Origin of the sequence: Prosthecobacter sp., from assembly GCF_049294395.1 — a bacterium.
Lineage (GTDB): Bacteria > Verrucomicrobiota > Verrucomicrobiia > Verrucomicrobiales > Verrucomicrobiaceae > Prosthecobacter.
Genome location: NZ_JBAQCR010000392.1, coordinates 92,882 through 107,841 on the forward strand (window position 1 = coordinate 92,882; position 14,960 = coordinate 107,841).

The following is a 14,960-nucleotide window of genomic DNA, read 5'->3' on the forward strand; positions in this document are numbered from 1 at the left end:
AACTTAAAACCAGAAGCCATGAGCGCCCTGCTTTCCATCCCCGAGATTAAAAACCAGACGGTCTTCAATATTGACCGCTGGGAGGAGATCGGGCGTGATCCGCTGGTGCGCAGCTGGCCAGGGAGGGTGGAAACCGACCGGTACGGGAATCCGATTATGATGTGCTACGCCGAATTTTCCCATGGAGGCAAACAAGCTGATATTGCCTTGTTGCTTCAAAAGCACGCGCCTGCTGGCAAAATCACTGTCGAATGTCCCATCTCGACAAGTGAAGGCATCAAGGTCGCGGATGTGGCCTGGGTGTCGAAAAAACGGTTGGTTCAAGTCGGCGGCCGTGTGGCGCTCAAGGGTGCTCCCGAAATTTGCGTGGAAGTTGTGTCTCCTGGCAACAAACGCGGCGAGATCGAGGAGAAGCGCCGTCTGTATTTTGAAGCAGGAGCAAAGGAAGTGTGGGTGTGCGACCGGCGTGGTCGCTTGAAGTTCTTCCTCAAAGATGACCCGGAAACGGCTGCTGGCTCATTGCTCTGCCCAAAAGTGCCACGTTCCGTGAGCGTTGACTGATCATGCGACACACCGCATGGATCAATCCGCCCTGCCCGCTGCTGCCGGAGGAGAACCGGCACTACGATCACACGGACATTGAGGCGCTGAATCATGAGCGTGGGCCGCTGTTTTATGAGACGGCGCTGCACTATGCCCAGAGCCTGTGGCGTGAAGGTTTTCCGGCCAAAAGCATCCTCATCATCAACCGTGCGCTGTCACTGCCACTGAGCGCTGATGAGCCCGTTCTCGCCAAATGGCCGCTGCCGTATCTGGCGCTGGTGTGGATCATGCAGCACCGGGTTGAGGGCCAGTTCATCGGCAATCCCCGCCGTCACTGGCAGCACCTGGCCACGCGCATGGTGGAGCCGAACAAGGAGCTGCGCACCTGGCGTGCCTGGGCCTGCTGGTATCTTGCGCAGTTGATCCTGCCGAAGGCTGAGTTCCCATCGGATCAGAAGCAAATCCGCGAGGAGCAGATCGTGGAACCCACGCAGGGACAGATCGCCGAGCATTTGCACCGCCTCTCACCAGCGCGGGATGAGGATGTCTGGCGGCATGCACTGAGCACGATACAAACGCACCGCGAACCGCTCAGCGCCCGCATCCGCCGGATTGGCGCCCACGAGTTGCCCACGGTGCAGCGGCTGGGACATGAAATCTGGCATGCCTATTATCCCGGCATCATCAGCGTGGAGCAGATTCGCTACATGCTTTCCATCTGGTATCAACCCGGCTCCATGGCGCATGAGATGCAGGCGCGGGACGTGTGGTATGCACTCGTGGAGACAGCCGGGCCGAAGCCGGTCGGCTACATTTCCTTTGAGAAGCTTCTTTTCGAGCCCGTGCTCTTCATCAACAAGCTCTACCTGCTGCCTGAAGTGCACGGCCATGGGCTTGGGGGAATCACTCTTCGATGGACCGAGGACCGCGCCCGCGAGATGCGCTGCAAAGTTGTGCGCCTCCGTGTGAACAAACGCAACGCCCCGGCCATCCGCTCTTACCTGCGGGCGGGCTTCCGATTCACCGAAGACATCGTCAGTGACATCGGCAGCGGTTTTGTGATGGATGATTATGTGATGGAGAAGGCGGTGTGAATGGGAGATCGTCTTTGACACTCATCAACACGCATTCCATCTCACCCAGTGATCCCACTCGACCTTTCTCTCGCTGAAGTTCCCCGCATGCCCGCGAATGCCGCGCGGTTGCTGGGCAAGGAAGGGGTGGCGACGGTGGCGGATGTGATTGCTCTGATGCCATCCCGGCACGAGGACCGGCGGCAGATGCAGGCGCTGGCGTTTCAGGCGGGACTGCTGCCGTCGTGTCATCACGTGTTGATCACGAAGACGGGGAACAAGTTTTTCGGCAGGGCGGGCGTGTTTGAGGCGGTGGTGCGGCATGCGACGGGGCTGCTGGGGCAGCAGCTCACGCTGAAGTGGTGGAACATGCCCTTCATGAGCCGGGTGCTGGCGGAGGGGCAGGAGCTGATTGTCTACGGCATCATCAAGGACACGAAAGGCCGCCTAAGCATGGCGCATCCGGAGTATGAGATCGTCAAAGGCGGCGCGGATGATGATGCGGGTCAGATTCACACGGGGCGCATCACACCGATCTACCGGCTGAAAGGGGCGATGACGCAGAAAGCCCTGCGCGTGGCGGTGTGGCATGTGATGCAGGCGCTGCCAGAGTCGTTTATTGAAGATTTGCTACCCGCACCGAGCGGGGAAGGGGAGTTTGCGGGCATGTCGCGCTCCAATGCGCTGCGGGAGGTGCATTTCCCATCCAGCATGGAAAAACTGGAGCAGGCGCGGCGCTACCTGGCGCTGCAGGAGTTCTATGGTTACCAATTGCGCGTGGCGCGGCGGAAACGGCGCGTGATCGAGTCGGGCGGACGCAGGCAGGTCGGCACGGGCGAGCTCCTGCGGGATTTTTTCAACGAGCTGCCGTTTCAGCTCACCCCGGCGCAGCAGCGTTGTCTGGATGAGATTCATCGAGACATGGCCTCGGGCAATCCGATGAACCGCCTGCTGCACGGCGATGTGGGCAGCGGCAAAACGGTGGTGGCCTTTGCTGCAATGCTGCGTGCGGTCGAGTCAGGCCGGCAGGCGGTGCTGATGGCGCCGACGCAGATTTTGGCCGAGCAGCATGCGCGCAACGCACGCAAGTGGCTGGAACCGCTGGGACTGCGTGTGGCGCTACGGACAGGATCGAAGCGTGAGGATGGGGATGGCGTGGAGCTGATGCGCGGAAAGAGCAGCTCTGCGAAACCCGAGATCGTCATTGGCACGCATGCACTGCTGCATGACGCAGAGCTGATGCACAACACGGGGATCGTTGTCATTGATGAGCAGCACAAGTTTGGCGTGGCGCAGCGGGCGAAGTTGATCCGCAAAGGGGATACGCCGGATGTGCTGGTGATGACGGCCACGCCGATCCCGCGCACACTGACGCTGACGATTTACGGTGATCTGGAGGTGTCCACGATCGACCAGAAGCCACGCGATCGGGTGAAGATCATCACCAAGGTGCGCCCGAAAACGAAGCTGAAGGATGCGGCCAAATTCCTGCGTGAGCAGATCGAGGAGGGTCGGCAGGGCTACATTGTCTATGCGCTGATCGATGAATCGGAAAAGCTCGATGCGGGTGCGGCGACGAAGGGACATGAGGAGTGGTCCAAGCTGCTGGCCCCATGCGAGGTGGGTCTGCTGCATGGCCGGATGAGCGCGGAGGAGAAGGAGGAGGTGATGAAACGCTTCCGTGCGGGCAAGCTGGACGCACTGGTTTCGACCACGGTGATCGAAGTGGGGATCGACGTGCCCAATGCGACGGTGATGTTTATTCATGATGCGGGCCGCTTTGGGCTGGCGCAGCTGCATCAGTTGCGTGGCCGCATCGGCCGCGGAGCGCACACGAGCTACTGCGTGCTGTTTGTGGATGACAAGGACGAGGAAAACCGTCAGCGGCTGGCAATCATGGAGGAGACGAGCGACGGCTTCCAGATCGCCGAGGAGGACCTGCGGCGGCGTGGGCCAGGGGATGTGCTGGGCCATGCGCAGAGCGGGCAGGCACCGCTGCTGTTTGGGGAACTACTGGCAGATACGCGGCTGGTGCGCCTGGCGCGGCAGCTTGCCGAGCGGACACTGGACGAAGATCCGCAATTGCTGCGTCCGGCGCTGGCGGTGTTTCGGGATGAGCCGGTGGTGGCTGAAAAGGCTCAGGCAATGATGCAGTGATTCGGGTTAATTAAATTTGTTTAAAGGAAGGTTTAGTCAAGGTGGCTTGACGATTGAGGCTTTTACCCGGTCAGTACCAATAGTCATGCATCCTCTTGCTCCCAGCTGCGCGCCTATGCCGCAGATGAACCAAACCGAAACCGTTCGCAAACGGCATCGGCGTGGGAAGCCGAGCATGATCACGATGCTGCGTTTGGCTGTTGTTTCTGCAGCCGCCTTGGGTGTCACGGCGTTTGTGCTGTGGTTAAAAAAGGAGACGCCGCACCCCAGTGCCGCAATTGCTGTTCGTGAATCTCCGTTCGTCCAGGCGCGGACTTTGAAGTCACCCTTGCAGACAGTGCAGTCCTCCGGGCTGGCGGCCTATGGACTGAAGAAAGATCCCGTGCCGACACCCGCGTCCGCAGTGGTGCAGGCTCCACCCCAGGTCCAAGAGCCGGTCGTGAAAAAAATGCCCCCGGTGTGGCTGCTGGCGGACGTCCCCGAGTTTGCTGATGCCAAGAATGCCGGGTTGTCTGCTGCGCAAACGATCGATCAGCTGCGGCAAAGCCTGCGTGAGTCGGGTGCCCGGCAGATGGGGCAGGCGGTGCGTTTTGGAATGCTGAACCTGTCCGAGCTGATGGCCATGGATTCCAGAGCGTGGACGGCAAGCCTGAATACGCCCGTCGCGACTGAGAACCGTGCCTCGGCCATGCTGCTGACGTTCTATCTTACCTACCTTGATCGTGCGGGAAACGGCGCTGGTGTGAAAGCACTGCTGCAAGCCATGGAGCAGGGCATGTCTGAGGAGAACGCCGTGCGGGAGTTTATCCTGGCGGGGCGCAGTGTGGCAGAACTGGAACGTGAGATGGGACGGGTGTTTGCGGATGCCGGCGTGGAGCTTCAGTTTACGCGGCGTGGTGGGCTGGCCATGAGGCCGTGACGAATTCCGGGGGAGAATCCTTTTGCCCCGTCTGGTTTTTGCCTTTAATCCGTGGGCATCTCCATGAAAACTTCCTGGCCCATCCGCCTTGTGCGTGCGCTGTTCTTTGCGTTCTCCGTTTTCATTGGCATCGCGATCGCCCTGGGCTTGGACCAGGACGCCTGGGTGGGGGCGCTTAGCGGCGCGGTGTTCATGGGCATGCTGGTGGTGCTGGATGTACTGCTGGCGCACTTCACCCTGCGGGATTTTTCCCACGCTACGCTTGGGCTGGCAGTGGGCCTTTTCTGCGCGTGGCTGATCACGCGCATCGGCGTGTTCCAGCTCGCCTATTTTCAAAATCACGAGGAAGGGGTGGCGCTGCAAAACGTCGCAGAAATCTGCATCTATGGGACTCTGGCTTTTTTTGGAGTCACGTTTGCGCTGCGCAGTGACCGGGACCAGTTTGCCTTTCTGATCCCCTACATCCGGTTCCGCCGAGACGGCTCAGAAGGTGAACCGCTGCTGCTGGATACGAACGTCGTCATGGATGCCCGGCTGCCAGGTGTTTTTGCCACCGGATTTCTCAGCGGTGCCGTCGTGGTGCCGCGTTGCGTTTTAGACGGGCTCCAGCATCTGGCAGACTCCCCTGACGCTGCGCAGTCCCTGCGGGGCAAGCGAGGGCTGGAGATGATGGAAAAGCTGCGGGCAAGGCCGGAGATGAAGGTTTCCATTCATGAAGACGGCTCTTCAGATGCCTCAGTGGAAGTGCGGCTGGTGACGCTGGCACGTGAACTGAATGCCCGCCTGCTGACAAACGATGACAATCTCGCCAAGGTGGCCCGCTTGCGTGGCATCACAGTGCTCAGCCTGCGCGAGCTGGTAGCAGCCTTGAATCCAGAACTCAGCGTGGGCGATGAACTGCGGCTGCCGCTGACCAAACCTGGCAAGGACAAGAACCAGGCGGTGGGCTATCTGCCAGACGGTGCCATGATCGTCGTCAACAACGCCGCTGCGCAGATCGGGCAGACGGTGGATGTGGTGGTTTCGGGCACCCTTCCGACTAGTGCCGGAAGGCTGATCTTTGCTGAGATCAAACCGGACGCGTGACGCGCCTGCGCTGCAGCAAACCTGCTGAGAGGGCCAGCATCACCAGCAATGCCGACTGCGGCTCTGGAACCATGGTGATGGACATGATGGAGGCCGCGCTGGTGGAGATGCGCGAGGCGTACATGCTGGAGGGATTGTCCAAAGGAAGATCGGGAATGTAGGTCCAGCCAAAGGAGTCAGAGCCCTGATATAGGCCGCCTCGATCAAACAGCGCTGCATTGAAATCGCTGCCATCTCCGGTGACGTTGTTGGTGTCGAACATGCCATCAATGCTGTAGTTCACGCCAGCCAGTTTCCAGATGCCACCGTCATTGACGAACACGCCGCCGCCGGAATCACCGTTGGAAAGGGTGGCCTCTTCGGCGGTGCCACTGGCACTGAATGAGGCGGTGAGCAGATCGCCAATGGCGCTCGAATAAATGCCGCTGACGGTGTTGGTGCCCCAGCGCGCTTTGCCGTCAGGATTGGTGTCCTGCCACCCATGCAGAATCCCACCGACCATCACATCCGTCCCGCGTGGACCACCTCTGCCGTTGACCTGCATGGTCAGACCTGTTTCAGAGGAACCCGTGTAGAGCGGCGCGTAGGTGGCAAAAGTTTCCTGGATTTTGAAGATGCGCAGGTCGGTGCCAGCGATGTCCCAGTAGCCGACGCCACCATTGGCCGCAGTGTCGATGTTGTAGGTCACATCTGCTCCGCCGCTGAATATGCCGTTTTGTGTGAAGGTGAAGCCCTGAGTGCCGAAATGCTGCGCGGTGATGAAGTACTGGGGTGCAATCATGGTGCCAAGATAGGCGCCGTAAGTGCCTTCATACTGCCAGCCTGAATTGGCAAAAATGCCGGTGGGGGCTGTGGTGTTGTGATTCGGATCGGCGGTGGCTTCAAACACAATCGCGCGACACGGTGCGACGTCCAGGCATAACAAGGCAACCACTGTGCACATGATGCGCGAACACATGGAGTCTGATGCATTGGCGGCCACAAACATCGAGTAATGTCCCATCATGTTTTTGAATTACCATAAAACTCTGCTGAATTGCCTTAATTTTCTCCCCACAAGCAGCCTCAAAACCTGATTTGTAAATGGTATGACCTTCACTCGGTGAAAACCCGCTCGACACACTGATCATTTTTGTTATGGATGGCAGGCTTGTGACGCAAAAATGAAAAAAGGTTCATTCATCAACATGCTGGGTGCCTGCATTCTTCCGCCGATCGTCGGCGTGGGAATTTGCTGGGGTATCATCCAGCTTTTGAAGAACCATGAAATGTTTCGTGTGGATGCGGTTACACCACCCGTGGCCGCAGTCAGCAAAGTGCGCCAAGGCAAGCTGAGCGAGAACAGTGCGGAGATCCGTGCCGCGCTGCCTGTTGATGCAACATTTGACCCGGTGCGTCCGCTGCCAGTGTCGCCGAATGCGGAAAAAGCCGCCCTGAGACGTGCGGCTGAGGACGCCAAGGTTAAACCGGCCGTTCCAACGAAGCCGTCGAACGGTGACTCCATGGTAGCCGCTGCCAGAAAATCTGACAAACCCGCTCCTGCCATCGCCTTCAAAATGCCTGTCTGGCGTCCGATCCTTGATCCCATCGAAGATCACTGGACTCGTCTGATGCCGCGCACCGAGGCGCTGCCCCAGGCGTATCAGGCCGTGCTCAACGATGACGCCGCCCACCTTGCCAAAATCATCGCCATGGGCATTTCCCCCAACGAAATGACCTTGGGCGGAGATACGCCGCTGTGCGCCGCCGTGCGCATGGGACGTGCGGATTGTGTGCATGTGCTGGCGCTCTCGGGAGTGAATCTGAACCAGCCGGCGCATGAAAAACAGCCACCGATAGCGATCGCCTCCCTGCGCCGGAATGTTCCCGTGTTGCAGGCGCTGCTGGATTTTGGTGTCGATCCCAACACACGCTTTAACACACCTATTCTGAAGCAGGTCATTGATCGCTGCACGATCAAAGATCTGCGAAACGCCATGGAAAGCGATCGTGGCATCACCCCGATGATCTGCTGTGCTGCACGAGGCGATGTGGAAGGCGCGGTCACACTGATGCGCGCGGGAGGCCGGCCAGGAATGGGCACCACACGCTTTCACCGCTACCCGATCAATTTTGCCGCCACGCAGGGGTATCTGTTCCTCATGCGTGTCCTGCTGGGCCGCGATCCTGAGTCGGAACCGGACACGCTCGTGACTGTCGATCTTTCAAGTCAACGTGCCTGGGTAACCAAGCAGGGGCGCATCATCAACCACACCATGGTCTCCACCGGACGTGAAGGGTACGGCACACCGGCAGGTCGCTATGTCATCACTGACAAGCACACCTCCCATGTCTCCACGCTCTACCATGTGGCCATGCCCTGGTTCATGCGCTTGAACTGCGGGGCGATCGGCCTGCACAGCGGTTATGTTACAGGTCAGCCAGCGTCTCACGGCTGCATCCGTCTTCCCTACGAGAAGGCGAAGCAGTTCTTCAACCAGGTGCGAGTGGGCGACGAGGTGGAGATTGTGTACTGAGCGGGGCAGTTGTTCCCAAGCCGATGAAGCGGCTCCGCTATTGCGCTGAAAGCAACCGTAAACAGCCCGGCCCTACAGCGTTTTCAGGAGCTTGTCGTGGATGCCGTCGAAGCCGCCGTTGCTGAAGACCACGATCACATCGCCTGTGCGAGTTTCCTGTTTCAGGCGATTCACGATGGCGTCGGTGTCTGCTTCAAACCAGCAGGGTTTGCCGCGTGCGGTGACTGCCTGAGCCACCTTGGCGGTGTCGAGTCGTTGATCTGCCGCGACCTTTTCGGGATTGGCCACTGCAGCGATGACGGAGCCGTCGGCTTCAGTCAGCGCCTCGATCAGTTCATTCTGCAGCACGTTGCGGCGGCTGGTGTTTGAGCGGGGCTCGAACAACGCCCACAGGCGGCGTCCTTCATAGCGCTGGCGCAGGCCGCGCAGTGTCTCCCGAATAGCGGTCGGGTGATGACCGAAGTCGTCAATGATTGTGATGCCATGCGCCGTGCCACGCTCCTGCTGGCGGCGGCGGATGCCGCGGAAACTGCTCAGGCCGGCGCGAATTTCGTCATCGCTCAATCCGGCAAAACGGGCTGCGCAGACGCACATCGCTGCATTGCGTGCATTGAACTCTCCGACCATGGGCACGTCGAACGTCGCTCCATTGATTTCAAAATGGGTGCTTTCGGGCGTCACGCGGGTGATCGTGATGCGGAAGTCGCAAGTGTCGCCCAAGCCCACGGTCTTGAACGGTGCCGGGCACTTGGCACGCAGGCTGAGGCAGTTCGGGTCGTCCCCGTTGACGAGGACAAGGCCGTTGCGAGGCACCGTGTTGAGGAAGCGCTGAAACGAGAGCAGGATCTCGTCGAGGTCGCGGAAGATGTCCGCGTGATCGAACTCAATGTTGTTCACTATGGCGCACTCGGGCAGGTAGTGGAGGAATTTGCTGCGCTTGTCGAAGTAGGCGGTGTCATATTCGTCGCCTTCGATCACAAACAGGTCCGAGTGAGTGAAGCGTGCGCCTGATTCGAAATTCTCCGGCACGCCGCCGATCATGAAGCCGGGGTTTTTGCCTGCGTGCTCATAGATCCACGCAAGCATCGTTGTGGTCGTCGTCTTGCCGTGCGTGCCGCTCACCACAAAGCTGCGTTTGCCCTGGATGACTTCGCGCTTCAGCATCTCCGCCATGGAGACGTAGGGCAGCTTTTTCTCCAGCAGTGCCTCCAGTTCGGGATTGCCGCGGGAGATCGCGTTGCCCACCACATACACATCCGCCTGAAGCGGCAGGTTGTCCGGATTGTAGCCTTCGGTCACAGTGATGCCGGCATCCCGCAGCACATCGCTCATGGGCGGATAAACTTGATTGTCGGATCCGCTGATGGTGTGACCGAGGGCGCGCAGAGCGACTGCGGTGGAGCCCATTGCGGTGCCGCAGATGCCGATGAAATGAATGTGCTTGGGAGATGCCATGGAAAAGAAGCGCACGGTTCAAATCCAGGCGCAGACGTGAACTAAAGCAGGACTTTTTGCCCCCTGCTAAAAGAAAGTTCAGTTCGGCGGGAATAATCGCACAGGCGGAGGCTCCAACGTTGCGATGGCTCGAATCCCCGCAGCCAGCCAGAACTAACAAACAAATCAAAATACATCACACCCACCATGAGCACCAAGCACATCATCGCCGCCGCCGCCTTCACCGGTCTCCTTTCCGGTGCCTACGCCGCCCAGACCACCAGCACCCAGAAGGCCGCCAGCCTCGGCGTCTCCATCGAAAAGATGGCTGAAAAAGGCCAGCACGTTTGCAAGGGACACAATACCTGCAAAGGACAGGGTGGCTGCAAGTCCGGCGACAACGGCTGCAAAGGCAAGAACTCCTGCAAGGGCAAAGGCGGCTGCAACACCATGCCGAAGAAGTAAGCCGAATCGATTTCCGCAGCCACACGACACCCCCGCGTGTGGCTGCGGCCAATCTTTAAATATTACACTTGGAACTTCAGAAAATGCCCGCCAACCCTCACAATGGTCACACCGATCTCGGCATCGGTCTCGGCCTCCGAGTGCCGCACTACCGGCATATTCTGGAGAAGAAGCCTGTCTGTGACTGGTTTGAGATCATCTCCGAAAATTTCATGGTCGATGGCGGCCGGCCGCTGGAGGTGCTGGACAGCATTTTGGAGCAGTACCGCGTCGTTCAGCACGGGGTGTCGATGTACTTCGGTAATGCCGATCCCTTGAATCGAGACCACCTGAAAAAACTCAAGCGTCTGGTGAAGCGGACCAATACACCCTGGCTCTCCGATCACCTCTGCTGGGGCAGTGTGGATGGCCGCTGCTCCCACGACCTTCTGCCCATGCCCTACACCATGAGCGTAGCCAGACACACCGCCGAGAAAATCAGGCAGGCGCGCGATTTTCTCGAAGTGCCCATCTGCGTGGAAAATGTGAGCAGCTACGCCGAATTCACGCAGAACGAGATGACCGAGTGGGAATTCCTCAATGAAGTCGTTGAGCGCGCTGACTGCGGCATCCTCCTGGATGTGAACAACATCTACGTCTCCTCTCAGAACCACGGCTTCGATCCCTTCGAATACCTCCGTGCAGTGCCGCATCAACGTGTTGGCCAGATTCACATCGCCGGGCACACCCGGCTGGATCACGTAATCCTCGACACCCACGATCATCCCGTGCCCGATCCTGTTTGGGATCTCTACGCCGCCGCCATCCAAAACACCGGGAGCACCGCCACACTCCTCGAATGGGACGACAAAATTCCCAGCTTCGATGATGTGCATGCCGAAGCGCTCAAAGCCAACCGCTACCTTCATGAGCATGCCCACGCCTAGCCGTCTCCGCACCAATGCCGACCTGCGCCAACTGCAACGCACCATGGCTGCGGCGCTGATGCAGCCGCTCACGCGCCAGGACGGCATGCCCGTCAGCACGCAGGTCGATTTCATCACACCGAACGACCGCATGAGCGGCTTCGAGAGGCTCGAAATCTACGCCCGCCAGTACTGGTTCCGCCTGCTCGACTGCCTCTACGATGATTATCCCGCACTGCGCGTTTTCCTGGGCGAGCGCCGCTTTCACCAGCTCTGCCGCGACTACCTCGCGCAGCATCCCAGCACTTCCTGGACCTTGCGCAATCTCGGTTCCGCGCTTCCCTCTTTCATTGCTGATCTTAAAGCCCGTGATGTCGCCTGCGTGGAATGGGCGCAGACGCTCGCTTTTGACGAAGCGCTGAAAAAGCCTCTGCGAATTGATGATCTCCTCGGCGCTGACCCCTCCACGCTGCATCTGGGACTTCAGCCCTGCGTCGTGCTTCTGCGGATCGACCACGCCGTCGATCACTTCATCACCGCGATGAAAAAAGCCGACGCCGATGTGCGCGGTTCAGCCAGCCAGGCCATGTCCGAGGCACCCACACGTGCCAAAGTCGCCAAGGCACCGAAGTTAAAACGCGAGTGTGTGCATCTGGCCGTTCACCGACATGACAACCAGCTGTACTTCAAGCGCCTTGCCCCGGAGTCCTTCGCCATGCTCACGGCATTGAGGGATGGCCTCACGCTGGCTGATGCCATCGAATTCGCTCTCTCCCAAGCCAGTCCCGAGACTGACTGGCCCGCGCAGATTCGTGTTTGGTTCGCCGAATTCTCCCAGCTCGGCTGGTTCATCCAATTTCCCCGCAAATCATGAAGCCCTGGACCCTCGCCAACACACTCCTCGACCGCGCCGCCAGTTGCCTGGTAGATCCCTTTTTGTTCGGCATCCGCCTCTATTGGGGCTGGCAGTTTTTTCAGACCGGAAAAGGCAAGCTCAGCGACATCAGCGTGCCCACAGCTTTCTTCACCGAACTCGGCATTCCTTTTCCAGAGCTGAATGCGTACATGGCGGGCTGCACGGAGTGCTTCGGAGGCTTGCTGCTTCTGGCGGGCCTCTTTTCCCGAGTCACCTGCCTGCCACTGATCTTCACCATGCTCGTCGCCTACGGCACGGCGCATCTCGATGTGGTCAAAACGATCTGGTCAGATGCCGACTCCTTCGTCAGCGCCCCGCCGTTTCTCTTTCTGCTGGCCAGCGTGACCGTCTTCATTTTTGGTCCTGGCAGGTTGTCGGCCGATGAACTCCTGCGTCGGCGAAAAAAAGCGTGAATTGTGGGAATAAACGCTGCGGTCACGTCTCCCACCTGCATACCCGACCCATGAACTCATGGAATCTGCCTTCCAATTCGGCATTGAACTGCCTGCAACCCGCACGATACCTCGACGCGTGACCGACACCGTGCCCAGCTTTGAGCAGATCGTGGACTCCCACTATCAGGGGCTTTACCGCTTTGCCATGAGCATGTGCCGGCGTGAGGCCACTGCGCAGGATCTTGTGCAGCAAACCTTTCTGCAATGGGCAAAGAAAGGGCACACGCTGCGGGATGCCTCGAAGGTGAAGACCTGGCTGTTCACCACGATCTACCGCGAATGGCTCGGCATCGCCCGCCGCGAGAAAAAATATGAAGAGGTCGAATTTGAACCCGAGCAGCATGGTGCCACGCAGCACCATGATGACGGCGAAAATCCGCGCGTGGACAGCGCCACGCTGGAAACGGCGCTTGAAGAACTGGAACCCAATTACCGCGCACCGCTGGTGCTTTTTTACCTCAAGGAGCTATCCTACCGGGACATCGCCGAGACGCTGGGCGTTCCCATCGGCACAGTGATGTCACGCCTTTCCCGCGCCAAAGACAGCCTGCGCACCATTTTGCGCCGCCTCGAAGACTCCGCCCCCTCCAACATCATCCCCCTATCCGCCTCGTGAACCGCGAAGAAGCCAGACTCGAACTCGATGCCACGACGCTCCGCCCTCAGGATGCATCGCAAGAGGCGCGTGGGATGGCTGATAGCGATCCCGAACTGGGCGCATGGCTCAAAAAGCGCACTGAGTTTGATGAACAAGTCGCCGGGGCTTTTGCTGCGACCATTCCAGCAGGGCTGCGTGAGAGCATTCTGCAAAATGCCAGACGGCCCGCCAAACGCTCCACCCGCTGGGTGCTACCCACACTGGTGGCCGCTGCTGCCGCAGTAGTGATCGGCTGGGCGATGCTCTGGCCGGTGAGCAACAGCATGCCCGGCTGGCAGGCTGATTCGCTCGCCGCCGTGACGAAAGTCGAGTACGGCATTTCCAAGGTCGATCACATGTCGCGTGACTTCGAAGCCATCAAAAAGATGCTTGTGGCTGATGAGTCCCCGACGCCGGATCGTCTGCCTGGCAAAGTGGGGACCATGTCTGTGCTGGCCTGCAAGCGCATCCAGATCGGCGGTCGTGCAGCATCCATCATCTGCTTTGAAATTCAGCCTGGCAAAGAGGCGCACCTCGTCGTGATGGACAACACCGGACTCACCGACCTGCCGCCACAGCTCCGGCCCCAGTTTAAGAGCAACAAGAACTGGAACATGGCCAGCTGGAGCGATGGCAGCCAGACTTTCCTCCTCGCCACCACGGCGGATGAAGCGGTGTTGAAGAAATTGTTTGGGCTGGCGTGAGGTTACGGAATCTCACTCACCTGCACCTTGGTGGTCAGGGAGAACAGCGCGGCAAAGACAAAGATCCTTTTCATGGGGGCGAGTGAATCACCGCCCTTCGAATCTGTCACGTCCTTTCGCCAGCGCCTCGATCTTGCGGTCGGCGATGCTGCGTTTGAGCATCCAGAAGCCGCAGTCGGGATGGATAAACTTCACCCGGCCGCAGCCGAGTTTTTTCTCCGCAGCTTCGATGCGGCGGGCGATTTCGTCGGCAGTTTCGATGTGATTCACCTTGATGTCCACGACACCGAGGCCGACCCCGATTTTGGGATCGAGTTCCTTGAGAGCGTCGAGATCAGCGGCGGGCCGATGAGCGAGCTCCAGCACGAGGTGGTCTGCGCGCAGTGAGTTTAAGAAGGTGATGAGCGTGGCCCACTCGCCTTTTTGAATTGTCTGGCCACCATAGTTGCCGAAGCAGAAGTGCACGGCTTTTGTGCCTTTCACCGCATCCAGCACTCGATTGATGCCTGCGGCGGCGACGGGTGCGTCCGTCGGGTTGCCGGGAATGTTGGCTTCATCGACTTGTACGCAGTCGCATTGCAGATCGGCGGCCTGCGCAGCCAGCGCATCGGCAATGGCCATGTTGAGCGAGGCGAAGTCGTTGTAGTGCGTATCCAGCAGCGTGCGGGCCAGCATGTAGGGGCTGGTCAGTGTGAACTTGAACGGGCCACCGGCTACTTTACCTGCGCGGGCGCAGTCCTCTGCCAGATTGAGGACGCCTTCGGTGATGGGGCCGCGCACGACGGCGGCGGGTTTGCTGCGGAAGGCCATCTCATGCTTGGCACGAAACGCCGCGGCATCCGCATGACCCACGCGGCTGTCGATGCCGCCCAGTTTGTGGACGAAGTACTCGATCATGCCGTTCGTGTCGGGATGATTCACATCGAAGCGATACAGCTCGCCATCCGTCGGCAGATCAATGCCGGCCTGACGTTGCGTGTCGAACACCACGCGAGTGGCGTCAATGACGGCGGCTTCGCTGGGCAGTGCGCTGAGCCATTCGGGGACAGGATAGGAGCCGACGGTGGTGGTCTGGATGGTGGCCATGGAACAGCCTAGTCAGCATCCTCCGGCCTTGGAAGGCAGGAGTGCCAAATTCCAAAGGCAGGCA

At 59.4% G+C, this 14,960-nt stretch carries 15 protein-coding genes; 12 read left to right on the forward strand and 3 right to left on the reverse strand.

Annotated elements, in window-relative coordinates:
* Positions 1-18: 18 nt before the first annotated feature.
* From WAW39_RS26645 to WAW39_RS26665, 5 genes are all read left to right on the forward strand, one after another.
* The gene (locus tag WAW39_RS26645; RefSeq protein WP_422322198.1) at positions 19-561 is read left to right on the forward strand and encodes a Uma2 family endonuclease; all 543 of its coding nucleotides are present in this window, start codon (positions 19-21) and stop codon (positions 559-561) included.
* Positions 562-563: 2 nt separating this feature from the next.
* Positions 564-1,637, forward strand: a complete 1,074-nt coding sequence (locus WAW39_RS26650) for a GNAT family N-acetyltransferase (RefSeq protein ID WP_422322199.1) — start codon at positions 564-566, stop codon at positions 1,635-1,637.
* A 48-nt stretch (positions 1,638-1,685) separates the two neighbouring features.
* Positions 1,686-3,773 (forward strand): ATP-dependent DNA helicase RecG, encoded by a 2,088-nt coding sequence (recG, locus tag WAW39_RS26655; RefSeq protein WP_422322200.1) that lies wholly within the window; start codon positions 1,686-1,688, stop codon positions 3,771-3,773.
* Between the two features lie 124 nt (positions 3,774-3,897).
* Positions 3,898-4,692 carry a hypothetical protein gene (locus WAW39_RS26660; protein ID WP_422322201.1) on the forward strand — a complete coding sequence of 265 codons (795 nt, stop codon included), beginning with the start codon at positions 3,898-3,900 and terminating at the stop codon, positions 4,690-4,692.
* Positions 4,693-4,755: 63 nt separating this feature from the next.
* Complete coding sequence (locus tag WAW39_RS26665; RefSeq protein ID WP_422322202.1) at positions 4,756-5,778, forward strand: PIN/TRAM domain-containing protein; 1,023 nt, start codon at positions 4,756-4,758, stop codon at positions 5,776-5,778.
* Here WAW39_RS26665 and WAW39_RS26670 read toward each other — a convergent pair.
* Positions 5,762-6,667, reverse strand: a complete 906-nt coding sequence (locus WAW39_RS26670; protein ID WP_422322203.1) for a hypothetical protein — start codon at positions 6,665-6,667, stop codon at positions 5,762-5,764. The genes WAW39_RS26665 and WAW39_RS26670 overlap by 17 nt on opposite strands.
* A 274-nt stretch (positions 6,668-6,941) precedes the next feature.
* Here WAW39_RS26670 and WAW39_RS26675 point away from each other — a divergent pair, with 274 nt between their 5' ends.
* Positions 6,942-8,294 (forward strand): L,D-transpeptidase family protein, encoded by a 1,353-nt coding sequence (locus WAW39_RS26675; protein WP_422322204.1) that lies wholly within the window; start codon positions 6,942-6,944, stop codon positions 8,292-8,294.
* Positions 8,295-8,366: 72 nt separating this feature from the next.
* Here the strand turns inward: WAW39_RS26675 and mpl are convergent, their stop codons facing one another.
* Complete coding sequence (gene mpl, locus WAW39_RS26680) at positions 8,367-9,749, reverse strand: UDP-N-acetylmuramate:L-alanyl-gamma-D-glutamyl-meso-diaminopimelate ligase (protein ID WP_422322205.1); 1,383 nt, start codon at positions 9,747-9,749, stop codon at positions 8,367-8,369.
* Positions 9,750-9,935: 186 nt separating this feature from the next.
* On the opposite strand from mpl, the gene WAW39_RS26685 reads away from it, so the two are divergent.
* The 6 genes from WAW39_RS26685 to WAW39_RS26710 all read left to right on the forward strand — a co-directional run bounded on the left by WAW39_RS26685 (position 9,936) and on the right by WAW39_RS26710 (position 13,810).
* Positions 9,936-10,193: a hypothetical protein gene (locus WAW39_RS26685; RefSeq protein ID WP_422322206.1), complete on the forward strand. Its 258-nt coding sequence runs from the start codon at positions 9,936-9,938 to the stop codon at positions 10,191-10,193.
* 83 nt (positions 10,194-10,276) lie between these two features.
* Positions 10,277-11,119 carry a DUF692 domain-containing protein gene (locus WAW39_RS26690; protein ID WP_422322207.1) on the forward strand — a complete coding sequence of 281 codons (843 nt, stop codon included), beginning with the start codon at positions 10,277-10,279 and terminating at the stop codon, positions 11,117-11,119.
* Entirely contained in the window at positions 11,106-11,972 is an 867-nt protein-coding gene (locus tag WAW39_RS26695; protein WP_422322208.1) for a putative DNA-binding domain-containing protein, read from the forward strand. Before WAW39_RS26690 ends, WAW39_RS26695 begins: the two co-directional genes overlap by 14 nt.
* The gene (locus WAW39_RS26700; RefSeq protein ID WP_422322209.1) at positions 11,969-12,427 is read left to right on the forward strand and encodes a DoxX family protein; all 459 of its coding nucleotides are present in this window, start codon (positions 11,969-11,971) and stop codon (positions 12,425-12,427) included. Before WAW39_RS26695 ends, WAW39_RS26700 begins: the two co-directional genes overlap by 4 nt.
* Before the next feature lie 58 nt (positions 12,428-12,485).
* Entirely contained in the window at positions 12,486-13,085 is a 600-nt protein-coding gene (locus tag WAW39_RS26705; protein WP_422322210.1) for an RNA polymerase sigma factor, read from the forward strand.
* The gene (locus WAW39_RS26710; protein ID WP_422322211.1) at positions 13,082-13,810 is read left to right on the forward strand and encodes a hypothetical protein; all 729 of its coding nucleotides are present in this window, start codon (positions 13,082-13,084) and stop codon (positions 13,808-13,810) included. Before WAW39_RS26705 ends, WAW39_RS26710 begins: the two co-directional genes overlap by 4 nt.
* 87 nt (positions 13,811-13,897) lie before the next feature.
* Here WAW39_RS26710 and WAW39_RS26715 read toward each other — a convergent pair whose 3' ends face one another.
* On the reverse strand, positions 13,898-14,896 hold the full coding sequence (locus tag WAW39_RS26715) for a cobalamin-independent methionine synthase II family protein (protein WP_422322212.1): 999 nt from the start codon (positions 14,894-14,896) through the stop codon (positions 13,898-13,900).
* Positions 14,897-14,960 lie beyond the last annotated feature (64 nt).